Annotated in this window: 21 protein-coding genes; 14 read left to right on the forward strand and 7 right to left on the reverse strand. The window is 61.6% G+C overall.

Annotated features, from left to right (window positions below):
- Positions 1 to 1,380 carry an exodeoxyribonuclease VII large subunit gene (gene xseA, locus NVV94_RS05490; RefSeq protein WP_258446217.1) on the reverse strand — a complete coding sequence of 460 codons (1,380 nt, stop codon included), beginning with the start codon at positions 1,378 to 1,380 and terminating at the stop codon, positions 1 to 3.
- Between the two features lie 252 nt (positions 1,381 to 1,632).
- Between xseA and NVV94_RS05495 the strand changes: the two genes are divergently transcribed.
- From NVV94_RS05495 to tadA, 6 genes are all read left to right on the forward strand, one after another.
- Positions 1,633 to 2,190 (forward strand): sugar ABC transporter ATPase, encoded by a 558-nt coding sequence (locus NVV94_RS05495; protein ID WP_258446218.1) that lies wholly within the window; start codon positions 1,633 to 1,635, stop codon positions 2,188 to 2,190.
- 85 nt (positions 2,191 to 2,275) lie between these two features.
- Positions 2,276 to 3,745, forward strand: coding sequence for an IMP dehydrogenase (gene guaB / locus NVV94_RS05500; protein ID WP_258446219.1), 1,470 nt, complete (start codon positions 2,276 to 2,278; stop codon positions 3,743 to 3,745).
- A gap of 81 nt (positions 3,746 to 3,826) precedes the next feature.
- Positions 3,827 to 5,404 carry a glutamine-hydrolyzing GMP synthase gene (gene guaA, locus NVV94_RS05505; RefSeq protein WP_258446220.1) on the forward strand — a complete coding sequence of 526 codons (1,578 nt, stop codon included), beginning with the start codon at positions 3,827 to 3,829 and terminating at the stop codon, positions 5,402 to 5,404.
- 224 nt (positions 5,405 to 5,628) lie between these two features.
- Entirely contained in the window at positions 5,629 to 6,189 is a 561-nt protein-coding gene (locus tag NVV94_RS05510; protein WP_258446221.1) for a hypothetical protein, read from the forward strand.
- A 163-nt stretch (positions 6,190 to 6,352) separates the two neighbouring features.
- Entirely contained in the window at positions 6,353 to 7,729 is a 1,377-nt protein-coding gene (locus NVV94_RS05515; protein ID WP_258446222.1) for a multicopper oxidase family protein, read from the forward strand.
- A complete protein-coding gene (tadA, locus tag NVV94_RS05520; RefSeq protein ID WP_258446223.1) occupies positions 7,729 to 8,211 on the forward strand; it encodes a tRNA adenosine(34) deaminase TadA in 483 nt (160 codons plus the stop codon). Before NVV94_RS05515 ends, tadA begins: the two co-directional genes overlap by 1 nt.
- Before the next feature lie 132 nt (positions 8,212 to 8,343).
- Here the strand turns inward: tadA and mltF are convergent, their stop codons facing one another.
- Positions 8,344 to 9,804: a membrane-bound lytic murein transglycosylase MltF gene (gene mltF, locus NVV94_RS05525; RefSeq protein WP_258446224.1), complete on the reverse strand. Its 1,461-nt coding sequence runs from the start codon at positions 9,802 to 9,804 to the stop codon at positions 8,344 to 8,346.
- A gap of 286 nt (positions 9,805 to 10,090) precedes the next feature.
- Here mltF and purL point away from each other — a divergent pair, with 286 nt between their 5' ends.
- Together purL and NVV94_RS05535 are read left to right on the forward strand one after the other, a co-directional pair.
- Positions 10,091 to 13,987, forward strand: a complete 3,897-nt coding sequence (purL, locus tag NVV94_RS05530; protein ID WP_258446225.1) for a phosphoribosylformylglycinamidine synthase — start codon at positions 10,091 to 10,093, stop codon at positions 13,985 to 13,987.
- Positions 13,988 to 13,989: 2 nt separating this feature from the next.
- A complete protein-coding gene (locus tag NVV94_RS05535) occupies positions 13,990 to 14,301 on the forward strand; it encodes a YqfO family protein (RefSeq protein WP_258446226.1) in 312 nt (103 codons plus the stop codon).
- Positions 14,302 to 14,361: 60 nt separating this feature from the next.
- Here NVV94_RS05535 and NVV94_RS05540 read toward each other — a convergent pair whose 3' ends face one another.
- Both NVV94_RS05540 and NVV94_RS05545 read right to left on the reverse strand, forming a co-directional pair.
- The gene (locus tag NVV94_RS05540; protein WP_258446227.1) at positions 14,362 to 14,883 is read right to left on the reverse strand and encodes a murein L,D-transpeptidase family protein; all 522 of its coding nucleotides are present in this window, start codon (positions 14,881 to 14,883) and stop codon (positions 14,362 to 14,364) included.
- 57 nt (positions 14,884 to 14,940) lie between these two features.
- Entirely contained in the window at positions 14,941 to 15,495 is a 555-nt protein-coding gene (locus NVV94_RS05545) for an NUDIX hydrolase (RefSeq protein WP_258446228.1), read from the reverse strand.
- A 132-nt stretch (positions 15,496 to 15,627) separates the two neighbouring features.
- Between NVV94_RS05545 and NVV94_RS05550 the strand changes: the two genes are divergently transcribed.
- The 5 genes from NVV94_RS05550 to purT all read left to right on the forward strand — a co-directional run bounded on the left by NVV94_RS05550 (position 15,628) and on the right by purT (position 18,820).
- On the forward strand, positions 15,628 to 16,227 hold the full coding sequence (locus NVV94_RS05550) for a CoA pyrophosphatase (RefSeq protein ID WP_258446229.1): 600 nt from the start codon (positions 15,628 to 15,630) through the stop codon (positions 16,225 to 16,227).
- Between the two features lie 43 nt (positions 16,228 to 16,270).
- The gene (locus NVV94_RS05555; RefSeq protein WP_258446230.1) at positions 16,271 to 16,795 is read left to right on the forward strand and encodes a gamma carbonic anhydrase family protein; all 525 of its coding nucleotides are present in this window, start codon (positions 16,271 to 16,273) and stop codon (positions 16,793 to 16,795) included.
- Positions 16,792 to 17,007 carry a DUF1289 domain-containing protein gene (locus NVV94_RS05560; protein WP_258446231.1) on the forward strand — a complete coding sequence of 72 codons (216 nt, stop codon included), beginning with the start codon at positions 16,792 to 16,794 and terminating at the stop codon, positions 17,005 to 17,007. The genes NVV94_RS05555 and NVV94_RS05560 overlap by 4 nt, the downstream gene beginning before the upstream one ends.
- Positions 17,008 to 17,077: 70 nt before the next feature.
- Complete coding sequence (locus tag NVV94_RS05565; RefSeq protein ID WP_258446232.1) at positions 17,078 to 17,545, forward strand: preQ0 transporter; 468 nt, start codon at positions 17,078 to 17,080, stop codon at positions 17,543 to 17,545.
- A gap of 93 nt (positions 17,546 to 17,638) precedes the next feature.
- Positions 17,639 to 18,820: a formate-dependent phosphoribosylglycinamide formyltransferase gene (gene purT / locus NVV94_RS05570; protein WP_258446233.1), complete on the forward strand. Its 1,182-nt coding sequence runs from the start codon at positions 17,639 to 17,641 to the stop codon at positions 18,818 to 18,820.
- A gap of 90 nt (positions 18,821 to 18,910) precedes the next feature.
- Here the strand turns inward: purT and NVV94_RS05575 are convergent, their stop codons facing one another.
- The 3 genes from NVV94_RS05575 to NVV94_RS05585 all read right to left on the reverse strand — a co-directional run bounded on the left by NVV94_RS05575 (position 18,911) and on the right by NVV94_RS05585 (position 22,363).
- Positions 18,911 to 20,227 (reverse strand): MFS transporter, encoded by a 1,317-nt coding sequence (locus tag NVV94_RS05575; RefSeq protein WP_258446234.1) that lies wholly within the window; start codon positions 20,225 to 20,227, stop codon positions 18,911 to 18,913.
- Between the two features lie 66 nt (positions 20,228 to 20,293).
- The gene (locus tag NVV94_RS05580) at positions 20,294 to 21,538 is read right to left on the reverse strand and encodes an HlyC/CorC family transporter (RefSeq protein ID WP_258446235.1); all 1,245 of its coding nucleotides are present in this window, start codon (positions 21,536 to 21,538) and stop codon (positions 20,294 to 20,296) included.
- 12 nt (positions 21,539 to 21,550) lie between these two features.
- Complete coding sequence (locus tag NVV94_RS05585; protein ID WP_258446236.1) at positions 21,551 to 22,363, reverse strand: inner membrane protein YpjD; 813 nt, start codon at positions 22,361 to 22,363, stop codon at positions 21,551 to 21,553.
- Between the two features lie 198 nt (positions 22,364 to 22,561).
- Here NVV94_RS05585 and ffh point away from each other — a divergent pair, with 198 nt between their 5' ends.
- Positions 22,562 to 23,938, forward strand: a complete 1,377-nt coding sequence (gene ffh / locus NVV94_RS05590; protein WP_258446237.1) for a signal recognition particle protein — start codon at positions 22,562 to 22,564, stop codon at positions 23,936 to 23,938.
- The last annotated feature ends 240 nt before the right edge of the window (positions 23,939 to 24,178 follow it).

Here is a 24,178-nt window from a genome sequence, read left to right on the forward strand (position 1 = left end):
TCAGTCCAGTAAAGAAAGCGTGACCGGGGTCAGGTGGTTGTCTTCGACGCGGACCTGCAGCTCGCCTTCACCGAGACGCGCGGTCAGGCGCTGGCCGGTATGGGTCTGGTCGGCGCGGCGGACGGCCTGGCCGCGCTCGTCGAGCAGGATGCTGTAGCCACGAGCCAGAGTCGCCAGCGGGCTGACCACTTGTAGGGTCTGGACCTGGGTCTGCAATTGCAGGCGGCGAGCCTTGAGGCTTTCGCGCATGGCCCGGGGCAGGCGTTCGGCGAGTGTGTCGATCCGCTGTTTGAGCAGCGCCAGGGTGCGCCCCGGATGCTGTGCGGCCAGGCGGGTATCGAGACGGGCCAGGCGTTCGCGACGGGTATTGAGCCGTTGCTCGAAGGCGCGGCGCAGGCGCATGTCCAGGTCATCCAGGCGCTGGGCCTGCTGGCGCAAGCGTTCGCCGGGATGGCGCAGGCGCCGGGCCAGGCCGTCCAGGCGCAGGCGGTCGTGCATCAGGCGGTTTTGCATGCGCAGCAACAGGCGCCGTTGCAGGCTTTCTATTCGCCGTTGCAGGTCGCTGGAGTCCGGCGCCAGCAATTCGGCGGCAGCCGAAGGCGTTGGCGCGCGTACGTCGGCGACGAAATCGCAGATCGACACGTCGGTTTCATGCCCGACCGCACTGACGATCGGCGTGACGCAGGCATCCACGGCACGGGCCACGGCTTCTTCGTTGAAGCACCAGAGGTCTTCCAGCGAACCGCCGCCACGGGCCAGGATTATTGCGTCGAAGCCGTGCGCATCGGCCAGTTTCAGGGCGCGGACAATCTGCCCGATGGCCTCGCGGCCCTGGACGGCGGTCGGGATCAGCGTCAGTTCGACCTGCGGCGCACGCCGACGGAACACGCTGATGATGTCGCGGATGACCGCCCCGGTCGGAGAACTGACAATGCCGATACGCTGCGGGTGGGCCGGCAACGGGACCTTGCGCTCGGCACTGAACAGGCCTTCGGCGCCGAGCTTTTCCTTCAGGGCATCGAAGGCCAGGCGCAGGGCACCGTCGCCGGCCGGCTCGACAGTGTCGAGAATCAGTTGATAGTCGCCGCGGCCCTCGAACAGCGAGACTTTGCCGCGCACTTTCACCGCCAGGCCATCCTTCAGCGCCTGGCGTACCCGCGCTGCGTTCTGCCGGAACAGGGCACAGCGCACCTGGGCGCCGCTGTCCTTGAGGGTGAAGTAGACATGGCCGGAGGCCGGGCGGGCCAGGTTGGAAATCTCGCCCTCGACCCAGATGCTGCTGAACACGTCCTCGAGCAGGACCCGGGCGCGGTTGTTGAGCTGGCTGACGGTGAGGACTTCGCGGTCGAGACCGAGGCGTTGGAAAGGATCTTTAATCATGGGGGGCATGATAAGGGTTTTGAGGGGGGAATCTCCATTGTGGTGAGGCAGGTGGATTGAAGTAGCTTTTACCGGCCTCATCGCTGGCAAGCCAGCTCCCACAATGGATCTGTGCCAGGTCATCTTTTTAATGGCAATGCAGAGCCCCTGTGGGAGCGGGCTTGCCCGCGATTGGCCCTCCCGGCCGAACACTTGACCTCCAGCCACAGGAGATTAAGCTGCCCACATCAAGCATGCCCCAGGCCCCGTTCCATGATCACCCAAAGCATTATCGTCCCGAAAATCTCCACCTTGCCCGTTCACGAACCACGGGCGCGGGCGATCCTGCGTTGGCTGGTCCGCAAGGACATCGTTCAGGAGCAACTGACCACCTGCGGCCGCACCGGCAACCGCATGGCCCACGCCATCGCCCCGGGTGCACGCAACGTAGTGCTCAAGCCGGATCTGCTCCCGTTCGATCAGCCGATCAACGGCCTGGAAGTCGTTACCAAGCGCTGCATCTATACTCCCCAGCAGGGCTTTCTCGAAGAGGCCGGCTGCCCGGAGTGCCGCCGGGAAATCGGCGAAGCGCTGTTCGACAGCCTGGAAGAATGGATGCCGGGTCAGACCGATAACTTCACTTGCCCCGAGTGCGGGCATGAAGACGACATCAACGGCTTTCTATTCCTGCAGCCCTGCGGGTTTTCCAACCTGGGGTTTATCTTCAATAACTGGGCGCCGGCAGGGTTCAAGCAGGAATTTCTCTACGAATTCGCCGATTGGCTCGACCAACCGGTAGCCAATGTAAGGGTCGAGTTGCAAGGCAAGTGACGATTGACCGATCTTTACATTGAGCCGACCGCTATGTATGAGTATAATGGCGCGCTTCCATTTTTCCCGCTCGGGAGCCCCCGCGATGCTGCGTATCAGCCAAGAAGCCCTGACCTTCGACGACATTCTCCTAGTCCCCGGATATTCCGAGGTTCTACCTAACGAAGTCAGTCTCAAGACCCGTTTGACCCGTGGCATCGAGCTGAATATTCCGTTGGTTTCCGCCGCAATGGACACCGTAACTGAAGCCCGTCTGGCAATTGCCATGGCTCAGGAAGGCGGCATCGGCATTATTCACAAGAACATGACCGTCGAGCAGCAAGCTGCCGAAGTGCGCAAGGTCAAGAAGTTCGAAGCCGGCGTGGTCAAGGACCCGATCACCATCGAGGCCGATGCCACGGTGCGCGATCTGTTCGAACTGACCCGTCAACACAACATTTCCGGTGTTCCGGTGCTGCATGATGGCGACCTGGTCGGCATCGTGACGTCCCGTGACGTGCGCTTTGAAAACCGTCTGGATGCCACCGTTCGCGAAGTGATGACGCCTAAAGAGCGCCTGGTCACCGTACGCGAAGGCGCCAACAAGAACGAAGTGCGCGAGCTGCTGCACAAGCACCGCCTGGAAAAAGTCCTGATCGTCGACGGCAAGTTCGCGCTCAAGGGCATGATGACCGTCAAGGACATCGAAAAAGCCAAGGCCTACCCGCTGGCCAGCAAGGATGACCAGGGTCGTCTGCGTGTCGGCGCTGCGGTCGGTACCGGTAAAGACACCGGCGAGCGTGTTTCCGCACTGGTGGCTGCTGGCGTCGACGTGGTTGTCGTCGATACCGCCCACGGCCACTCTAAGGGCGTGATCGATCGCGTTCGCTGGGTTAAAGAGAACTTCCCTGAAGTGCAGGTCATCGGCGGCAACATCGCCACCGGCGCTGCCGCCAAGGCGCTGGCCGAAGCGGGCGCCGATGCGGTCAAGGTCGGTATCGGCCCTGGCTCGATCTGCACCACCCGTATCGTCGCCGGTGTCGGCGTACCGCAAATCAGCGCCATCGCCAACGTTGCCGCCGCCCTTGAAGGCACCGGCATCCCGTTGATCGCCGACGGCGGCATCCGCTTCTCCGGTGACCTGTCCAAGGCCATCGTGGCCGGTGCCTCCTGCGTGATGATAGGCTCGATGTTCGCCGGTACCGAAGAAGCGCCGGGCGAAATCGAACTGTTCCAGGGTCGCTCCTACAAGGCCTATCGCGGCATGGGCTCGCTGGGTGCAATGTCCCAGGCCCAGGGTTCTTCGGACCGTTACTTCCAGGACTCTTCGGCAGGCGCCGAGAAGCTTGTTCCCGAAGGTATCGAAGGCCGTGTGCCGTACAAGGGCTCTCTGGCCGCGATCATCCACCAACTGATGGGTGGCCTGCGTTCCTCGATGGGTTATACCGGCAGCGCCGATATCGAAGAAATGCGCACCAAGCCTGAATTCGTCCGCATCACCGGTGCCGGCATGGCTGAATCCCACGTCCACGACGTGCAGATCACCAAGGAAGCGCCAAACTACCGCGTAGGTTGATTCAGGCAGCAAAGCTAAAGTAACCGGGGCTGTTTTCGACAGCCCCGTGTCGTTTCTGATTACCACTGACGAGAATGAGTCATGGCCCTCGACATTCACGCCCACCGTATCCTGATCCTCGACTTCGGTTCCCAGTACACCCAGCTGATCGCCCGCCGCGTGCGCGAAATCGGCGTGTACTGCGAACTGCACCCGTTCGACATGGACGATGAAGCGATTCGCCAATTCAACCCGCGCGGGATCATCCTCGCCGGCGGCCCGGAATCCGTGCACGTAGCCGACAGCCCGCGCGCCCCGCAAGCGGTGTGGGACCTGGGCGTACCGGTCTTCGGTATCTGCTACGGCATGCAGACCATGGCCGAGCAGCTGGGTGGCCGCGTCGAAGGTTCCGAGCTGCGCGAGTTCGGTTACGCCCGCGTCGATGTGGTCGGCAAGAGCCGCGTCCTCGAAGGCATCGAAGACCACATCGATGACGATGGCGTCTTCGGCCTGGACGTCTGGATGAGCCACGGTGACAAGGTCACCGAGATTCCAGAAGGTTTCCACATCCTGGCCAGCACCCCGAGCTGCCCGATTGCCGGCATGGCCGACGATGCTCGTGGCTACTACGGCGTGCAGTTCCACCCGGAAGTGACCCACACCAAGCAGGGCGGTCGCATCCTCTCGCGCTTCATCCTCGACATCTGCTGCTGCGAAGCCCTGTGGACCCCGTCGCACATCGCTGACGACGCGATTGCCCATATTCGCGCCCAGGTCGGGACCGACAACGTCCTGCTGGGTCTGTCCGGCGGCGTCGATTCCTCGGTGGTTGCAGCCTTGCTGCACAAGGCCATCGGCGATCAGCTGACCTGCGTCTTCGTCGACAACGGCCTGCTGCGTCTGCACGAAGGCGAGCAAGTGATGGCCATGTTCGCCGAGAACATGGGCGTCAAGGTGATCCGTGCCAACGCCGAAGAGCAGTTCCTGAACAACCTGGCCGGCGAAGCCGATCCGGAGAAGAAGCGCAAGATCATCGGCCGCACCTTCATCGACGTGTTCGATGCCGAGTCCTGCAAGTTGCACAACATCAAGTACCTGGCTCAGGGCACTATCTACCCGGACGTGATCGAGTCGGCTGGCGCCAAGAGCGGCAAGGCCCACGTGATCAAGTCGCACCACAACGTCGGTGGCCTGCCGGAAGAAATGAACCTCAAGCTGGTCGAGCCCCTGCGCGAACTGTTCAAGGACGAAGTCCGCCGTCTGGGCCTGGAACTCGGCCTGCCGTACGACATGGTCTACCGTCACCCGTTCCCGGGCCCGGGCCTGGGTGTGCGGATCCTCGGTGAAGTGAAGAAGGAATACGCCGACCTGCTGCGTCGTGCCGACCACATCTTCATCGAAGAACTGCGCAAGGCCGACTGGTACCACAAGGTCAGCCAGGCGTTCGTGGTGTTCCAACCGGTGAAATCGGTCGGCGTGGTCGGTGATGGCCGTCGCTACGCCTGGGTCGTGGCTCTGCGCGCGGTAGAAACCATCGACTTCATGACCGCCCGTTGGGCGCACCTGCCTTACGAGCTGCTGGAAACCGTCAGCGGCCGGATCATCAACGAGATCGAAGGCATTTCCCGCGTCACCTACGACGTGTCGAGCAAGCCACCAGCGACCATCGAGTGGGAGTGATCCTCTCTCGGCGCCTGGCCTGCCAGGCGCCTGGTCAACCATAAGACCCCAAGCATAGATGGCGCCAACGGAAACGTTGGCGCCTTTTTTTATGCGCTAATGAAGCTGATCACGGATATGCAGTCGAGCTTGGATCTTGTAGATGCAAATGAAAATCTGTATCATTAAGTTTCAATTTAAGGGCGCAGGGAGAGCATTGCCCAAATAAAAATAAGGTCAAGGCAATGCTTAAAATGCTACTCGTATACGGCCATCTGCTCGCCACTTGTATTGCACTGGGACGAGTGCTGCAGGCCGATCACAAACTTTGGAGCTGGCGCAAGGAAGCGCTGGATCAGGCCCGGCGTGAGTATCTCGAGGAAACTCAGAAGATAGTCACCCTCGCGCTGCTAGCCCTTTGGGGAAGTGGCCTGCTGTTGGTGCTCCAGGGTTACCTCGATGAGGGGGTCACGTATCTGCTCAATCAGAAGCTCTGGGCCAAAGTGACCGTAGTCGCGCTGCTTAGCCTGAACGGTGCGTTGTTGCATCGAATCGGTTTCCCGCTGCTGCAAAAGGCTCCCTTCGTCTTGTTGCGCAGCCGCCTTGCACTCTTGGGGGCACTCTCCATGAGCGGCTGGCTATTTGCCGCTTTCCTGGGCGTGGCTCGAGCGTGGAATCATGTGCTGCCTTATCTCTACGTGATGGGGGCATTCGCTGTGTTCTCGTTGCTGGCTTGTGCCGTGGCGCTTGCAGTCGTCAGTACGGTGTACTCTGTGGGCGAGAAGGAGCCCTCGGTGTCAGGATAGTTGTCGCCGATCGCCCGTCAGATCCTTGCGCGTCAATGTGATGCGCATCAAGACTTATTATTTCTCAAATGCGGGTGTATCGTATTTGCCCTTCGAACCCCTGCGTGGGGGAGGGCTGGCCAGCGGGTCAGACCTGTTCTGGTTTTATGAGGTAGTTGAGTTCATGTCCTTTACCCGTCGACAAATTCTCGGTGGTCTGGCCGGTCTTGTGGTGGTTGGCCTGGGTGCGGGCGGAACTACGCGCTACTGGTTGGGGAGGACGGAGTCTCAGGCTGGTCACGATTACGAACTGATCGCAGCACCTTTGGATGTAGAGCTGGTGCCGGGGCAGATGACTCCGGCATGGGCCTTTGGCGGTTCGGCGCCGGGCAAGGAATTGCGGGTGCGCCAGGGCGAGTGGCTGCGGGTGCGCTTTATCAACCAGCTACCGGTGGCGACCACCATCCACTGGCATGGCATCCGCCTGCCGCTGGAGATGGATGGCGTGCCCTATGTTTCGCAACTTCCGGTCATGCCGGGCGAGTTCTTCGATTACAAGTTCCGCGTGCCGGATGCCGGCAGCTACTGGTACCACCCGCATGTCAGCAGCAGCGAAGAGCTGGGCCGGGGGCTGGTCGGGCCGTTGATCGTCGAAGAGCGCGAGCCCACCGGTTTCCTGCACGAGCGCACCTTGAGCCTTAAAAGCTGGCATGTGGACGAGGAGGGCGCCTTCCTGCCCTTCAGCATCCCGCGCGAGGCGGCACGCGGCGGCACGGCCGGGCGACTGTCGAGCATCAATGGCGTGCCGGGGGCCACGATCGATTTGCCGGCCGGGCAGATCGTTCGCGTGCGCCTGCTCAACCTTGACAATACTCTGACCTACCGCATCAACCTGCGTGGCAACGCCGAAACGCGGATCTATGCCCTCGACGGCAATCCGATCGAGCCGCGGCCCATGGGCAAGGATTACTGGCTCGGGCCTGGCATGCGTATTTGCCTGGCGATCAAGGTGCCGCCCGCAGGCGAAGAGATTTCCTTGCGCGATGGTCCGGTAAGGCTCGGCACATTGCGCTCTGTGGCCAGCACGCAGGCACCGGGCGATTGGCCGCCTGCCTTGCCGGCCAATCCGGTGGCAGAACCGGACCTGGGCAACGCCGAAAAGCTCAATTTCAACTTCGAATGGGTCGGTTCGGTCTCCGTGGATGTGGAAAACGGCAGGCCGCCGAGTCTCTGGCAGATCAATGGCAGGGCTTGGGACATTACCGACAAGACGTGTGCTGACCGCCCGATCGCGACGTTGAAAAAGGGTAAAAGTTATATTTTCGAATTGAAGAACATGACCCAGTACCAGCACCCGATCCATTTGCACGGCATGAGTTTCAAGGTGATTGCTTCCAATCGCCGCAAGATCGAGCCCTACTTCACCGACACCTATCTGCTGGGCAAGAACGAACGCGCCCAGGTAGCGCTGGTGGCGGATAACCCGGGCGTATGGATGTTCCATTGCCATGTCATCGATCATATGGAAACCGGCCTGATGGCGGCCATTGAGGTAGCTTGATGCGTCAGCCACAGATCATTGATCGCAGTAACGACCAGCACTACATGCGCGAGGCGCTGGCCCTGGCGGCCCAGGGCGCGGCCATGGGCGAAGTGCCGGTCGGCGCGGTGCTGGTGCAGCACGGCCAAATCATCGGTCGCGGTTTCAACTGCCCCATCAGTGGCAGCGACCCCAGCGCTCATGCAGAAATGGTCGCGATCCGCGCCGCCGCCCAGACGGCGAGCAACTACCGCCTGCCGGGCAGTACGCTGTATGTGACGCTGGAGCCCTGCAGCATGTGCGCGGGGTTGATCGTTCACTCGCGTATTGCGCGGGTGGTCTATGGCGCGCTGGAGCCCAAGGCCGGGGTGGTGCAGAGCCAGGGGCAGTTCTTTACCCAGGGATTTCTCAACCATCGGGTGCTGGTGGAGGGCGGGGTATTGGCCGAGGAGTGCGGGTCGATTCTGAGTGAGTTCTTCAAGGCGCGGCGGGCGAAGGCGTGAAGGTCCTTCGGACCTTATCGCTGGCAAGCCAGCTCCCACAAAAGAGTGTGCCGCCCCGTTAATTCCTGCACACCGCTCTGAATGTGGGAGCGGGCTTGCCCGCGATCGGGTGCGAAGCGCTCGCAGATTTAATTACAACTGCGGGGTTTCTTCGGTCGGCTTGGTCTTGTCCACGCCCGGCACATGCAGATTACTGTCCGCCACCTGGCTGCCTTCAAGCTGCGGCTGGGTCACCCAGGTGAGGATGTCGTAGTAGCGGCGGATGTTGGCAACGAAATGCACTGGCTCGCCGCCTCGGGCATAGCCATAGCGAGTCTTCCTGTACCACTGCTTCTGTGACAGGCGCGGCAGCATCTTCTTCACATCCAGCCACTTGTTCGGGTTCAGGCCTTCCTGCTTGGCCAGCTTGCGCGCGTCATCCAGATGACCGCCGCCGACGTTGTAGGCCGCCAGGGCGAACCAGGTGCGGTCAGGTTCCTTGATCTTGTCGTCCAGTTGGCTTTTCACATACATGAAATACTTGGCGCCGCCCCTGATGCTCTGTTTGGCATCCAGGCGGTTGGACACGCCCATGGCCTGTGCGGTGCGCTGGGTCAGCATCATCAGCCCGCGTACGCCGGTCTTGGAGGTGACGCTCGGCTGCCACAGGGATTCCTGGTAGCCGATCGCCGCCAGCAGGCGCCAATCGACCTGCTCTTGCTTGGCCGAGGCCTGGAAGTGCTTTTCGTAGCGGGGCAGGCGTTGCTGCAGGTGCTTGGCGAAGGTGTAGGCGCCCACATAGCCAAGCACATCGACGTGGCCGTAGTAGCGATCCTTGAGTCGTTGCAGGGTGCCGTTCTTGCGGACTTTGTCGAGGAAGCTGTTGATCTCGTTGAGCAGGCTGTTGTCGTCCCCGACGGCGACGGCCCAGCGCTGGTCGCGGGCATCGCCCAGGTCGAAGGCGACCCGCACGTTGGGGAAGTAGACCTGGTTCATGGCCACTTCATTGGAGTCGACCAGGGTCAGGTCAATTTGCCCCTCATCGACCATGCGCAGCAGGTCGACGACCTCAACGGCGTCGGATTCATCGTAATTCAGTGCGGGATATTGCTTCTTTAGCTCCGCCAGTTGTTCGGCGTGGGTGCTGCCCTGAAGCACCATGATGCGTTTGCCGACCAGGTTCTTCGCGTCGGTGGGGCGCGATTGGCCATTGCGGTAGATGATTTGCGGCGTGACTTCCAGGTACGGATGGGAGAACCGCGCATCGAGCTTGCGTTTTTCGCTGCTGACCAGGCCCGCGGCCGCCAGTACCGGGCCAGATGGCTTGCCCAGGCCTGCGAAAATTTCGTCGAGGTTGTCGGCGGTTTCGATCTTCAGCTCAACCCCGAGGTCATCGGCGAAACGCTTGACCAGCTCATATTCGAAACCGGTTTCGCCGTTGCGATCCTGAAAATAGGTGGCTGGGCTGTTGCGGGTTATGACGCGCAGGACGCCATCTTCCTTTACTCGCTCGAGTGTGCTGGGTTTATCAACACAGGCACCAAGCATCAGGAAGAGTCCGGTTGCGATGAGCCATCTGGCGCAACGCTGGCGCAATGCAGTCTGGGCAAACATAGGTGCAGTATACGCAAAGGACCACTTGCGCCATATCTCGACAGCGGGTGGCTTGTCTGTTAGTGCTGTGTAGGAGAAAGCCTACACTGAAGGTAGACGTGCTGCGCCGTGGTTTGGCTGCGTAAAAAAACTGGCCAAGGACGTATCCCTAAAGGGAGATTTCGGTGTTTGCGAAGTCTGCCGACGTTCGGCCATTGCATTGCATGCCGTTTCGGGTGCCGTAGCCTGCGGTTTAGGCTAGAATGCACGGCCTCTAAGCACACCCCTTCCTGAGGCTGTCCCGACGATGTTGATCCTGCGCGGCGCTCCTGCCCTTTCTGCCTTTCGCCACGGTAAATTACTCGAGCAACTGAGCCAGAAAGTCCCCGCTGTTAGTGGCTTGTATGCCGAATTTGCTCACTTCGCCGACGTTTCCGGCGTCCTGACCGCTGAACAACAGCAGGTGCTGGCCCGCCTTCTGAAGTACGGCCCAAGCGTGCCGGTTCAAGAACCTGCCGGCCGACTGTTCCTGGTCATGCCGCGTTTCGGCACTATCTCGCCCTGGTCGAGCAAGGCCAGTGATATTGCCCACAACTGCGGCCTGAGCGAGATACAGCGCCTGGAACGTGGTATCGCGTTCTATGTCAGCGGTCAGTTCAGCGAGGCCGATGCAGCGATCATCGCCGACGTGCTGCACGACCGCATGACCCAGGTCGTGCTCAACAGGCTGGAAGAGGCTGCCGGCCTGTTCAGCCACGCCGAGCCCAAGCCGCTGACGTCTATCGATGTTCTCGGTGGTGGCCGCGCCGCACTGGAACGTGCCAACGTCGAGCTGGGCCTGGCCTTGGCCGAAGACGAGATCGATTACCTGGTCACCAGCTTCCAGGGTCTCAAGCGCAACCCGCACGACATCGAACTGATGATGTTCGCCCAGGCGAACTCCGAGCACTGCCGCCACAAGATCTTCAATGCCAGCTGGGATATCGACGGCCAGAGCCAGGAAAAAAGCCTGTTCGGCATGATCAAGAACACCTTCCAGATGCACAACGAAGGCGTTCTTTCAGCTTATAAGGACAACGCCGCGGTCATCGTAGGCTCCGTCGCCGGTCGTTTCTATCCGAACCCTGATACCCGCCAGTACGGCGCGGTACAGGAGCCGGTGCACATCCTGATGAAGGTCGAGACCCACAACCACCCGACCGCGATCGCCCCGTTCCCGGGCGCCTCCACCGGTTCCGGTGGCGAGATTCGCGATGAAGGTGCGACGGGCCGTGGCGCCAAGCCAAAGGCCGGCCTCACCGGTTTCACCGTGTCCAACCTGCAGATCCCCGGTTTCGAACAGCCGTGGGAAGTGCCATACGGCAAGCCCGAGCGCATCGTTACCGCGCTGGACATCATGATCGACGGCCCACTGGGTGGCGCCGCGTTCAACAACGAATTCGGTCGTCCGGCCCTGACTGGCTACTTCCGTACCTTTGAGCAATCGATCAGCACTCCGCACGGTGACGAAGTGCGTGGCTACCACAAGCCGATCATGCTCGCCGGCGGCATGGGCAACATCCGCGCCGAACACGTGCAGAAGGGCGAGATCACCGTCGGCTCCAAGCTGATCGTGCTCGGTGGCCCGGCCATGCTCATCGGTCTGGGTGGCGGTGCCGCCTCTTCGATGGCGACCGGTACCAGCTCCGCCGACCTGGATTTCGCCTCGGTGCAGCGCGAAAACCCGGAAATGGAACGCCGTTGTCAGGAAGTGATCGACCGCTGCTGGCAGCTGGGTGACAAGAACCCGATCAGCTTCATCCACGACGTTGGCGCGGGCGGCTTGTCCAACGCCTTCCCGGAACTGGTCAACGATGGCGGCCGTGGTGGTCGCTTCGAACTGCGTAACGTGCCGAACGACGAGCCGGGCATGGCCCCGCTGGAAATCTGGAGCAACGAATCCCAGGAACGTTATGTCCTGGCCGTCGATGCCGCCGACTTCGAGCGCTTCCAGGCCATCTGCGAGCGCGAGCGTTGCCCGTTCGCGGTGGTCGGTGAGGCCACTGCCGAACCGCAACTGACCGTGACCGACAGCCACTTCGGCAACAGCCCGGTGGACATGCCGCTCGAAGTGCTGCTGGGCAAGGCCCCGCGCATGCACCGTTCGGCCGTTCGCGAAGCGGAGCTGGGCGATGACTTCGACCCGAGCGCCCTGGACCTCACCGAGTCCATCGAGCGCGTGCTGCACCACCCGGCCGTGGCCAGCAAGAGCTTCCTGATCACCATCGGCGACCGCACCATTACCGGCCTGGTCGCACGCGATCAGATGGTTGGTCCGTGGCAGGTCCCGGTGGCCGACGTCGCCGTGACGGCGACCAGCTTCGACGTCTACACCGGCGAAGCCATGGCCATGGGCGAGCGCACTCCGCTGGCACTGCTGGATGCGCCTGCGTCCGGTCGCATGGCGATCGGCGAGACCCTGACCAACATCGCGGCCTCGAGCATTGGCAAGATCTCCGACATCAAACTGTCGGCCAACTGGATGTCCGCAGCCGGTCACCCGGGTGAAGATGCGCGCCTGTACGACACCGTCAAGGCTGTCGGCATGGATCTGTGCCCTGAGCTGGGCATCACCATTCCGGTGGGCAAGGACTCCATGTCCATGAAAACCCGCTGGAGTGAAGAGGGCGCGGAGAAGAGCGTGACCTCGCCGCTGTCGCTGATCGTGACGGGCTTCGCCCCCGTGGTCGACATTCGCAAGACCCTGACCCCAGAGCTGCGCATGGACAAGGGCGAGACCGACCTGATCCTGATCGATCTGGGTCGTGGCCAGAACCGCATGGGTGCCTCGATCCTCGCGCAGGTGCACGGCAAGCTCGGCAAGCAGGCACCGGACGTCGACGATCCGGAAGATCTGAAAGCCTTCTTCGCGGTGATCCAGGGCCTCAATGCCGACGGTCACCTGCTGGCTTACCATGACCGTTCCGACGGTGGTCTGCTGGTCAGCACCGTGGAAATGGCCTTCGCCGGCCACTGCGGTCTGGACCTGAACCTCGACGGCCTGGCGGAAACCTCGGCCGATATCGCCGCGATCCTGTTCAACGAAGAGCTGGGTGCGGTCATCCAGGTTCGCCAGGGCGCGACTCCCGATGTGCTCGCCCAGTTCAGCGCTGCCGGCCTGGGCGACTGCGTGGCGGTGATCGGTCAGCCGATCAACAACGGCGAAGTGACCATCAGCTTCAACGGTGAAACCGTGTTCGAAGGCCAGCGTCGTCTGCTGCAGCGTCAGTGGGCCGAGACCAGCTACCAGATCCAGCGCCTGCGCGACAACGTCGTATGCGCCGAGCAGGAATTCGACGCGCTGCTGGAAGAAGACAACCCGGGCCTGAGCGTCAAGCTCGGCTTCGATGTCAACCAGGACATCAGTGCGCCGTACATCAAGAAGGGCGTGCGTCCTCAGGTGGCGGTACTGCGCGAGCAGGGCGTCAACGGTCAGGTGGAAATGGCCGCGGCCTTCGACCGCGCCGGCTTCAACGCCATCGACGTGCACATGAGCGATATCCTCGCCGGTCGCGTCGACCTGAACGACTTCAAGGGCATGGTTGCCTGCGGTGGTTTCTCCTACGGTGACGTACTGGGCGCCGGTGAAGGCTGGGCCAAGTCGGCGCTGTTCAACAGCCGTGCACGGGATGCCTTCCAGGGCTTCTTCGAGCGCAACGACAGCTTCACCCTGGGTGTGTGCAACGGTTGCCAGATGCTCTCGAACCTGCACGAGCTGATTCCGGGCAGCGAGTTCTGGCCGCACTTCGTACGCAACCGCTCCGAGCAGTTCGAAGCGCGGGTGGCGATGGTGCAGGTGCAGGAGTCCAACTCGATCTTCCTGCAGGGCATGGCTGGTTCGCGCATGCCGATCGCAATCGCCCACGGTGAAGGTCATGCCGAGTTCCAAAGCGAAGAGGCTCTGCTCGAAGCCGATTTGTCCGGTTGCGTGGCCCTGCGTTTCGTCGACAACCACGGCAAGGTCACCGAGACTTACCCGGCCAACCCGAACGGCTCGCCGCGCGGGATCACCGGCCTCACCAGCCGCGACGGTCGCGTCACCATCATGATGCCGCACCCTGAGCGGGTCTTCCGTGGCGTGCAGAACTCCTGGCGTCCGGACGACTGGAACGAAGACGCGGCGTGGATGCGTATGTTCCGTAACGCCCGCGTCTGGGTTAACTAAGGGTGTACAAGCTCAGCTTCTTCGTGCCGCCAAGCCATGTCGAGGCTGTCAAAAGTGCCGTGTTCGCCGCCGGAGGGGGGCGAATCGGTGCCTATGACAGTTGTTCATGGCAGGTGTTGGGCCAGGGTCAGTTTCGCCCGCTGGACGGCAGTCAGCCGTTCCTCGGGCAGACTGGCGTGGTCGAACAGGTGCAAGAGTGGAAGGTTGAGCTTGTTGTCGAAGATCCCTTGATCGAAGCGGTAGTGTTGGCGCTCAAGCAGAGCCATCCGTACGAAACGCCAGCCTATGAGGTCTGGCAATTGCTGGATATCTGATGCAACACCTACAAAAAAGGCGCCTGTGAAGGGCGCCTTTTTTTGTTGCGGGTATATGCCTCAGGGGCGAATTTCAATCATCGTGCCGTCCTGGACCATGCTCCAGACTTCTCGCATGTCTGCGTTGGTCATGGCGATACAGCCTTCGGTCCAGTCCAGGGTATGGAAGACCTCTTCCGGGTATTCGTCGTCGATCGGAGTACCGTGGATCATGATCATGCCGCCAGGCTCGACCCCTTCACGGCGGGCGCGCGCGGCATCGCTGATATTGGGGTAGGAGATGTGCATGGCCAGGTTGAAGCGATCGCTGACCTTGCGCCAGTCCAGCCAATAGAGGCCTTCGGGTGTGCGTTTGTCACCCTCGTACAGCTTGGCGCCCTTGGGTCGCTTGCCCAGGGAGATTCGATATTCCTTGATCGGTTTGCCATCGCTGATCAACTGCAACTGTCGACTGGACTTGAGCACCAGCACTTTTTCGATGAGGGGTTGCTGGATGACAGGTCTGGTCACGATGGTCTCGGTGAAAGACGCCGAAGCCGTCGAGGCGATAAAGAGGCAGAAAAAAGCGAGCAGCCAACGCATTGAAACGGTATCCCTGGAGGTGATGCACGCTGCTTGCGCCGGTGCTGTAGGTTGAAGTCAGGCCTTTGGCAACTGGGCGAGCAGTGGCGGCAAAAATTCGTTGCGAACCGGGTAGTGCTGTTCGCGCCGGTCGCTGTAATAACATTCTAAGGTACGCCCAACCGTCCGGAAAGCCAGCTCCGACCACGGAATCTCGCTTTCATCGAAGAGTTTCACTTCCAGGCTCTCCACGCCGATGGCGAAGTTCGGATCGGCGAGTTCGGCGCGGAAGAAAACATGCACCTGATTGATGTGCGGCAGGTCGAAGAGGGTGTACAGGTGCATGTCGCCCAGACGGGCGCAGGCTTCTTCATCGGTTTCCCGACGGGCCGCTTCCTCGAGGGTTTCGCCATTCTCCATGAAACCGGCGGGCAGGGTCCAGAAACCACGTCGTGGTTCGATGGCGCGGCGGCATAATAACACCTTGTCGCCCCATAATGGCAGGCAGCCAGCAACGATGTTCGGGTTTTGATAATGAACGAGGGTGCAGTGGTTGCAGACATACCGCAGGCGATTGTCGCCTTCGGGGATGCACTGGATCACCGGGTTGCCGCACTGGCTGCAGAATTTCATGCTGGGATTCCTGATGGCTGTGCCTATCTTGGCGCGTACAGCCTCTGCCCGGCAAGCAGGATTGACGCAGGGGGTTGGGCAGGGCGCAGCTTTGGTGCATGATGCGGGGTAGGCAACGATTCGAGAGTAACCATGCTGGACGAGCTACTTCGCCGTGTAAGCAGCCATACGCCGCGCACCCTGGAGACGGACCTGCGTTTTCCCGAGGCCGCCGTGCTATTGCCGATAACCCGCAGCGAAGATCCCGAGCTCGTCCTGACCTTGCGTGCCAAGGGGCTTTCGACCCATGGCGGCGAGGTTGCCTTTCCCGGCGGTCGGCGCGACCCCGAGGACCCCGACCTGATCTATACCGCCTTGCGTGAAGCCGAGGAGGAAATCGGCCTGGCGCCGGGGCTGGTGGAAATCGTCGGCCCCTTGAGCCCGTTGATTTCCCTGCATGGGTTGAAGGTCACGCCTTTTGTCGGGCTGATTCCCGATTTCGTCCAATACCGGGCCAACGATGCCGAAATTGCCGCGGTGTTCACCGTGCCACTGGAGTTTTTCCGCCAGGACCCACGTGAACACACCCACCGTATCGATTACCAGGGGCGCAGTTGGTACGTGCCCAGTTACCGTTACGGCGACTACAAGATCTGGGGGTTGTCGGCGATCATGATCGTCGAGCTGGTCAATCTGCTTTACGATGCCGATATTCGCCTGCATCAGCCACCCGAACGCTTCACCAATATCTGAGCGGGCTGTCAGCCGCCACTGCCTGAGCGTTGAGGAATCAAGCATGAAGTACCGTCTGGGTGACTCTCGGGTCGAAACCCATCCTGAAAGCTGGGCAGCGCCCACCGCCAGCCTGATCGGCAAAGTACGTCTGCAGGCCGGTGCCAGCGTCTGGTTCGGCGCCGTGCTGCGCGGTGACAATGAACTGATCGACATTGGCCCGGACAGCAATGTCCAGGACGGGACCGTGATGCATACCGACATGGGCTCGCCATTGACCATCGGCAAGGGTGTGACCATAGGGCATAACGCCATGCTGCATGGCTGTACGGTAGACGATTACAGCCTCATCGGCATCAATGCCGTCATTCTCAATGGCGCGCGGATCGGCAAGCACTGCATCATCGGCGCCAACGCGCTGATCGGGGAAGGCAAGGAGATTCCGGACGGGTCTCTGGTCATGGGCTCGCCGGGCAAGATCGTGCGTGAACTGACCGAGGCGCAGAAAAAAATGCTCGAGGCCAGTGCCGCCCACTATGTGCACAACGCCAGGCGCTATGCGCGCAAACTGGCGCCGCAGGACGAATGATGACCACTGAACGGCCGGTGCCTTCGCCTTGTATCAATGTGTGTGCGCTGGATGACGATGACATCTGCGTCGGTTGCCAGCGCACGTGCGCAGAAATCACCCGCTGGAGCCGCATGGACAATACCGAGCGGCGTGAGGTGCTGCGTTTGTGCCACGAGCGCGCGCGCGCCAGCGGCCTGCTCTGGGAGACCGGTTCGCCACCGGGCCCCTGACCCGGCGCTTGGCCGTGCAGGGCTTGCTGAAGTACCCTGTGCCGCTCATTTTCTGATACCCGGCGCATGCATGGTCTTTCTGCTTGCCTATATCAGCAGCGTAGTGCTGATCAACTACGCCTTCTCCAGTGCGCCGCACCTGGACATCATCTGGTCCGCCTGGGGCGGGTTGGTGTTTGTCCTGCGCGACATGGTCCAGCTGCGTTTCGGTCATGGCGCCATTGTCGCGATGCTGGCAGCGCTGGTGTTGTCCTACGTTACCTCCGACCCGACCATCGCCCTGGCCAGCGCCACTGCTTTCGCGGTGTCCGAAGGCATCGACTGGCTGGTCTTCACGGTTACCCGCAGGCCGCTGCATGATCGCCTGTGGATCAGCTCGGCGCTCAGCATCCCGCTCGATACCTTCATTTTTTTCGGCATGATCGACGCCCTCACGCCAGGCGTGGTCATCACAGCCCTGGCCTCGAAGTTCGCCGGCGTTACCTGTGTCTGGCTGGCCATGGCCTGGCGCGCACGGAAAAACGCTCTGGCCAGCTGAAGCCGCCAGGGCAGGTTCATGTAAAATGGTCCTTTTTCAGTGGGGTTGCTCCGAGCAGGGGCAGCCCTTGAACCGCTCCCCTGAGGACCTGAGATGACCCGTATCGGAACTCCACTGTCGCCGACCGCGACGCGCATATTGTTGTGTGGCTGCGGTGAGTTGGGCAAGGAAGTGGTAATCGAACTGCAGCGCCTGGGCGTTGAAGTGATTGCCGTCGACCGTTACGCCAATGCCCCGGCCATGCAGGTCGCCCATCGCAGTCACGTCATCAATATGCTCGACGGCGCAGCCCTGCGTGCAGTCATCGAAGCCGAAAAGCCGCACTTCATCGTCCCGGAAATCGAAGCCATCGCAACCGCTACCCTGGTGGAGCTCGAAGCCGAAGGCTTTACGGTGATTCCGACCGCCCGTGCCGCGCAGTTGACCATGAACCGCGAAGGTATCCGCCGCCTGGCCGCCGAAGAGCTGGACCTGCCGACTTCGCCTTACCACTTCGCCGACACCTTCGAAGACTACCGCAAGGCCGTCGAAGACCTGGGCTTCCCGTGCGTGGTCAAGCCGGTGATGAGCTCCTCGGGCAAGGGCCAGAGCCTGCTCAAGGGCGTCGATGACGTGCAGAAGGCCTGGGACTATGCGCAGGAAGGCGGGCGTGCCGGCAAAGGTCGAGTGATCATTGAGGGCTTTATCGACTTCGACTACGAAATCACCCTGCTGACCGTTCGTCATGTCGGTGGCACCACGTTCTGTGCGCCGGTCGGCCATCGTCAGGAGAAGGGCGATTACCAGGAGTCCTGGCAGCCACAGGCAATGAGCCCGGTTGCGCTGGCCGAGTCCGAGCGCGTGGCCCGGGCGGTGACCGAGGCCCTGGGTGGTCGCGGCATGTTTGGCGTGGAACTGTTCATCAAAGGTGATCAGGTCTGGTTCAGCGAAGTTTCGCCGCGCCCGCACGACACCGGGCTGGTGACGCTGATTTCCCAGGACCTGTCGCAGTTCGCACTGCATGCCCGGGCGATTCTGGGCCTGCCGATTCCGTTGATTCGCCAGTTCGGGCCGTCGGCTTCGGCGGTGATTCTGGTAGAAGGGAAGTCCCGGCAGACCGCATTTGCCAACCTGGGTGCCGCGCTCAGCGAGCCGGATACCGCACTGCGCCTGTTCGGCAAGCCGGAAGTCAACGGCCAGCGCCGCATGGGCGTGGCCCTGGCACGCGACGAGTCGATCGAAGCGGCTCGTGCCAAGGCGACTCGGGCTTCCCAGGCGATCAGCGTAGAGCTTTAACACGACCGCGTTGCGGCCGATCGCGGGCAAGCCCGCTCCTACAGGGGTACGCGTACTATGTAGGAGCGGGCTTGCCCGCGATGCGATCTATCAGGCGATGCGATTCAGATCGCTCTCTCTGGTTTCCTTCAGGCACAGCACAGCCACCACGCTGAGCAACGCTGCCGCCGACACATACCCGCCAACCCAGCTCAAGCCCCCCATGGCCACCAGCTTCTGCGCAAAGAACGGCGCGGCCGAGGCGCCGACGATGCCGCCCAGGTTGTAGGCCGCCGAAGCACCGGTGTAGCGCACGTGCGTGGGGAACAATTCAGGCAGCAGAGCACCCATGGGGGCGAAGGTCACGCCCATCAGGAACAGTTCGAGGGCCAGGAACAGCGCCACGCCAGTGGTCGAGCCCTGGGTCAGCAGCGGCTCCATGGTGAAGCCCGAGAGTATTGCCAGCACGCCGCCGACGATCAACACCGGCTTGCGCCCATAACGGTCGCTGGCCCAGGCCGACAGCGGGGTGGCCGCGGCCATGAACAGTACGGCGAAGCACAGCAGGGCGAGGAAGGTTTCCCGGCTGTAGCCAAGTGTCGAGACACCGTAACTCAGCGAAAACACCGTCGAGATATAAAACAGCGCGTAGCAGACCACCATCGCTGCGGCGCCGAGCAACGTCGGTGCCCAGTACTGGGCAAACAGCTCCACCACCGGCATTTTCACCCGCTCATGGCGTTCGACAGCCTTGGCGAAAATCGGGGTTTCTTCCAGTTTGAGGCGAACATACAGCCCCACCACAACCAATGCCGCACTCAGCAGAAACGGAATGCGCCAGCCCCAGGAGCGGAACTGTTCATCGCTCAGTAGCATGGCCAGGGTCAGAAACAAACCATTGGCCGCCAGAAAGCCGATCGAAGGGCCCAGTTGTGGAAACATGCCGAACCAGGCGCGCTTGCCCTTGGGGGCGTTTTCGGTGGCCAGCAGGGCGGCGCCGCCCCATTCGCCACCCAGGCCCAGGCCTTGTCCGAAACGCAGAACGCAGAGCAGTATCGGCGCCCAGGCACCAATGCTGTCATAACCGGGCAGTACCCCGATCAGTGTTGTACAGATGCCCATCAGCAGCAGCGAAGCGACCAGGGTCGATTTGCGCCCGATGCGGTCGCCAAAGTGCCCGAACAGGGCAGAGCCCAGCGGGCGGGCGAGGAAGGCGATACCGAAGGTCAGGAAAGCAGACAGCATCTGGGCGGTGCCAGAAGTCTGCGGAAAGAATACCGGCCCGATCACCAGCGCCGCGGCGGTGGCGTAAACGTAGAAGTCATAGAACTCGATGGCCGTGCCGATGAAGCTGGCGGTGGCGACGCGTGTTGCGGAATTGACCGGGGGCGTGTCGGAGGTGTCGTTATAGGTGGTGCTGGTCGTCATGCGCTTATCCCTGAGAGTCGAGCCGGTCCGTGTGTGGCTCGATTATAGGAAGCGCACTACCGGGCTTCAACGCCTTCCGGCAGGGCGCGACATGGCGTTGGTTTGCCAGATCAGGACACGGCTGACGCGGTTGTCTTCGGTCTCCAGGATTTCCAGGCGATAGCGACCGATCTTCAGGCACACCGTGGTTTCCGGAATGCTTTCCAGGGCTTCGGTGACCAGGCCGTTGAGTGTCTTCGGGCCGTCGCAGGGCAGGTGCCAGCCCAGGCTCTTGTTCAACTCGCGGATGGAAATCGCGCCTTCGATGACGAAGCGGCCGTCGGCTTGCGGATGGATATGCGGGTTGTCGAGGCTGTGCTCGTCTTCGAATTCGCCGACGATTTCTTCGAGGATATCTTCCAGCGTGACAATGCCCTGGACCTCGCCGTACTCATCGACCACCACGCCGAGGCGGCGTTGCTGCTTGTGGAAATTAAGCAGTTGCAGCTGCAGTGGCGTGCTTTCCGGGACGAAGTACGGGTCGTAGCAGGCAGCCATCAGTTGGGCCATGGTCAACTCGCCCTTGGGCAGCAAGTGGCTGATCTGGCGTGTATTGAGCACTGCTTCGACCTGATTGATGTCGCTGTGGAACACCGGCAGGCGGGTGTGCCGGCTGATGATCAATTGTTCGATGATCTGTTCGATCGGGTCGTCGAGGTTGACGCCGTCGATTTCGCTGCGGGGTACCAGGATGTCGTTGACGGTGATTTTATCCAGCGCATGAATGCCGCTTGGCAGCTGCGGCTTGTGAGCCCTTGCGTCATTGGCGAGTTCGTTGAGCAGCTTGCCGGTAGTGTCTTCGCTGCCTTGCTGAATCGGGCCCGCCTTGACGGCAAATGGCCGTAACAGGGCTTTGGCAATGCCTTCGAGCGGCCAGGCCAGGGGGTAGATCAGCGCGAACAGCGGCTTGAGCAGGGCGTTACCAAGGCTGATAAAAGCGTGTGGATGGCGGAGGGCGAGCAGTCGCGGCAGATATTCGGCAAAGATCAGGATCACGCAGGTGGCGCCGAGCCCCGCCAGCCAGGGGCCTCTATCGCCCGACAGGTGCATGGCCAGCAGCGTGCCGAGCACCACGGTCACGACATTGCACAGGGTTTTGCTCAGTACCAGGCTCTGCAGCGCTACCTCGAGCCGTGGCCGGTCGCCCGCACGGCTGTTGGGGCGTTGTGCCGCCAGGTGATGCTGCGCTGCCTCGACTGCGGTGAACAGCGCCGACCACAGCAGGGTCAGCGCCATGACGCCGAGTAGCGGGCCTAGAGGCAGGTTATCCATGGGCCCGGGCCTTCAGACGTGCAGGATGAATTCGCGTACCAGCTTGCTGCCGAAGTACGCCAACATCAGGAGGCAGAAGCCTGCGAGGGTCCAGCGGATGGCTTTGTGGCCGCGCCAGCCGAGATGATAGCGGCCCCACAGCAGTACGCTGAAAACGATCCAGGCCACGCAAGCCAGCAGGGTCTTGTGCACCAGGTGCTGGGCGAACAGGTTCTCGACGAACAGCCAGCCCGAGATCAGCGACATCGAGAGCAGGCTCCAGCCGGCCCAGAGAAAGCCGAACAGCAGGCTTTCCATGGTTTGCAGCGGCGGGAAGTCCTTGATCAGTCCCGATGGGTGCTTGTGCTTGAGCTGGTGGTCCTGCAACAACAACAGCAAGGACTGGAACACGGCAATGGTGAGCATGCCGTAGGCCAGGATCGACAGCAGGATATGTGCCAGGATACCCGGCTCCTCATTGATCAATGGCACGGTGCCTGTGGGCGCGAATTGGGCGATCAATGTCGTCGCAATGCCCAGCGGGAATAAAAGCAGGAGCAGGATTTCGACCGGGATTTGCGTGCAGGCAATCAGCGTCAGGGCGATCACGGCGACTGAAATCAGACTGGCGGCACTGAAGAAATCCAGGCTCAATCCCAGCGGGGTCAGCAACTGCCAGAACAGCGCCGTGGCATGGGCCACCACCGCCAGTGCACCAAGCAGGCAAAGCAGGCGTTTATCGGCTCGGGAGCCCTGTCCCAGGCGGATTCCTTGATAGAGAGTCGCAGCGGCGTATAGGAAGGCGGCGGCGAGGCTGGGTAGTAAACTGGGTGACAAGGGGAGCATAAATCCTGTTAGGCGAGCCCGAAAGGGTTGAGTTTGGCATAGAACGCGCCTGCCACGAAAGACGCCTGTATGGTGTCCGTGCGGCAGAGTCTTCGCTATAATCGGCGGCCTGCCCTTGCCAAAGGCTCGTCGAGCACCCCCGCGAGCGCTTGCAACAGCTGATAAACCTCGGTTCGACAGAGCCTGAAAGGATCACGAATGTTTGAAAACCTGACCGATCGTCTCTCGCAGACGCTGCGCCATGTGACTGGCAAGGCCAAGCTGACCGAAGACAACATTAAAGATACGTTGCGCGAAGTGCGTATGGCTTTGCTCGAAGCCGATGTTGCCTTGCCGGTGGTCAAGGATTTCGTCAACAAGGTCAAGGAGCGCGCTGTCGGCACCGAAGTGTCGCGCAGCCTGACGCCGGGCCAGGCGTTCGTGAAGATCGTCCAGGCCGAGCTCGAAAGCTTGATGGGCGCCGCCAACGAAGACCTCGCGCTCAACGCCGTGCCGCCAGCCGTTGTGCTGATGGCCGGCCTGCAGGGCGCGGGCAAGACCACCACGGCCGGCAAGCTGGCGCGCTTCCTTAAGGAGCGCAAGAAAAAGACCGTAATGGTGGTGTCGGCCGACGTCTACCGTCCGGCGGCGATCAAGCAGCTCGAGACGCTGGCCAACGATATCGGCGTGACGTTCTTCCCGTCCGACATCAGCCAGAAGCCTATTGCCATTGCCGAAGCGGCCATTCGCGAAGCCAGGATCAAATTCATCGACGTGGTCATCGTCGATACCGCCGGTCGCCTGCACATCGACGCCGAGATGATGGCCGAGATCAAGGACCTGCACGCGGCGGTCAAGCCGGTCGAAACCCTGTTCGTGGTCGATGCCATGACCGGCCAGGACGCCGCCAACACGGCCAAGGCCTTTGGTGATGCGCTGCCCCTGACCGGTGTGATCCTGACCAAGGTCGACGGCGATGCCCGTGGCGGTGCCGCCCTGTCGGTACGCGCGATCACCGGCAAGCCGATCAAGTTCATCGGTATGGGCGAGAAGAGCGAAGCGCTCGAGCCGTTCCATCCTGACCGTATCGCCTCGCGCATTCTGGGCATGGGCGACGTGCTCAGCCTGATCGAGCAGGCCGAGCAGACCCTCGATAAAGAGAAAGCCGACAAGCTGGCGAAAAAGCTCAAGAAGGGCAAGGGCTTCGATCTCGAAGACTTCCGCGACCAGCTGCAGCAAATGAAGAACATGGGCGGCCTTGGCGGCCTGATGGACAAGCTGCCGAACATGGGTGGCGTGAACCTGGCGCAAATGGGCAACGCCCAGAATGCCGCCGAGAAGCAGTTCAAGCAGATGGAAGCCATCATCAACTCCATGACCCCGGCCGAGCGCCGCGACCCCGAGCTGATCAGCGGCTCGCGCAAGCGCCGTATCGCCATGGGTTCCGGCACCCAGGTGCAGGACATCGGTCGCTTGATCAAGCAGCACAAGCAGATGCAGAAGATGATGAAGAAATTCTCCGCCAAGGGCGGCATGGCAAAAATGATGCGCGGCATGGGCGGAATGTTGCCCGGCGGCGGCATGCCCAAGCTCTAAAGAATTCAGGTTGCCGACAACCCCATTTTGGGGTTGTCGGCAATCCGAACCCCGCCTCGGCGGGATTACCTGCCACTGCTTGCAGTGGCTCCAATTGCAGATCTGCATGGCGCGCTGTTCGGCGCCGGAAAATGGCATTTGCAAAAGTCCGTACATTCCTTGAGAATATGCGGCCTTTCGGGCACCCGTGTGCCCGCTGTGCATTATGATTTGCAGCACCGACTACAGGAACGATGTTCA

Origin of the sequence: Pseudomonas sp. LS1212 (genome assembly GCF_024741815.1) — a bacterium.
Classification (GTDB): Bacteria; Pseudomonadota; Gammaproteobacteria; order Pseudomonadales; family Pseudomonadaceae; genus Aquipseudomonas.

Excerpts from the sequence above, each read along its gene's own strand:
- NVV94_RS05580 (WP_258446235.1), bottom strand. The coding sequence starts at position 21,538 with ATGGATAACCTGCCTCTAGGCCCGCTACTCGGCGTCATGGCGCTGACC.
- xseA (WP_258446217.1), bottom strand. The coding sequence starts at position 1,380 with ATGATTAAAGATCCTTTCCAACGCCTCGGTCTCGACCGCGAAGTCCTC.
- purT (WP_258446233.1), top strand. The coding sequence starts at position 17,639 with ATGACCCGTATCGGAACTCCACTGTCGCCGACCGCGACGCGCATATTG.
- NVV94_RS05575 (WP_258446234.1), bottom strand. The coding sequence starts at position 20,227 with ATGACGACCAGCACCACCTATAACGACACCTCCGACACGCCCCCGGTC.
- guaB (WP_258446219.1), top strand. The coding sequence starts at position 2,276 with ATGCTGCGTATCAGCCAAGAAGCCCTGACCTTCGACGACATTCTCCTA.
- guaA (WP_258446220.1), top strand. The coding sequence starts at position 3,827 with ATGGCCCTCGACATTCACGCCCACCGTATCCTGATCCTCGACTTCGGT.
- NVV94_RS05560 (WP_258446231.1), top strand. The coding sequence starts at position 16,792 with ATGATGACCACTGAACGGCCGGTGCCTTCGCCTTGTATCAATGTGTGT.
- NVV94_RS05510 (WP_258446221.1), top strand. The coding sequence starts at position 5,629 with ATGCTTAAAATGCTACTCGTATACGGCCATCTGCTCGCCACTTGTATT.
- NVV94_RS05555 (WP_258446230.1), top strand. The coding sequence starts at position 16,271 with ATGAAGTACCGTCTGGGTGACTCTCGGGTCGAAACCCATCCTGAAAGC.
- mltF (WP_258446224.1), bottom strand. The coding sequence starts at position 9,804 with ATGTTTGCCCAGACTGCATTGCGCCAGCGTTGCGCCAGATGGCTCATC.
- NVV94_RS05540 (WP_258446227.1), bottom strand. The coding sequence starts at position 14,883 with ATGCGTTGGCTGCTCGCTTTTTTCTGCCTCTTTATCGCCTCGACGGCT.
- NVV94_RS05515 (WP_258446222.1), top strand. The coding sequence starts at position 6,353 with ATGTCCTTTACCCGTCGACAAATTCTCGGTGGTCTGGCCGGTCTTGTG.
- tadA (WP_258446223.1), top strand. The coding sequence starts at position 7,729 with ATGCGTCAGCCACAGATCATTGATCGCAGTAACGACCAGCACTACATG.
- NVV94_RS05585 (WP_258446236.1), bottom strand. The coding sequence starts at position 22,363 with ATGCTCCCCTTGTCACCCAGTTTACTACCCAGCCTCGCCGCCGCCTTC.
- ffh (WP_258446237.1), top strand. The coding sequence starts at position 22,562 with ATGTTTGAAAACCTGACCGATCGTCTCTCGCAGACGCTGCGCCATGTG.
- NVV94_RS05545 (WP_258446228.1), bottom strand. The coding sequence starts at position 15,495 with ATGAAATTCTGCAGCCAGTGCGGCAACCCGGTGATCCAGTGCATCCCC.
- NVV94_RS05550 (WP_258446229.1), top strand. The coding sequence starts at position 15,628 with ATGCTGGACGAGCTACTTCGCCGTGTAAGCAGCCATACGCCGCGCACC.
- NVV94_RS05565 (WP_258446232.1), top strand. The coding sequence starts at position 17,078 with ATGGTCTTTCTGCTTGCCTATATCAGCAGCGTAGTGCTGATCAACTAC.
- NVV94_RS05495 (WP_258446218.1), top strand. The coding sequence starts at position 1,633 with ATGATCACCCAAAGCATTATCGTCCCGAAAATCTCCACCTTGCCCGTT.
- purL (WP_258446225.1), top strand. The coding sequence starts at position 10,091 with ATGTTGATCCTGCGCGGCGCTCCTGCCCTTTCTGCCTTTCGCCACGGT.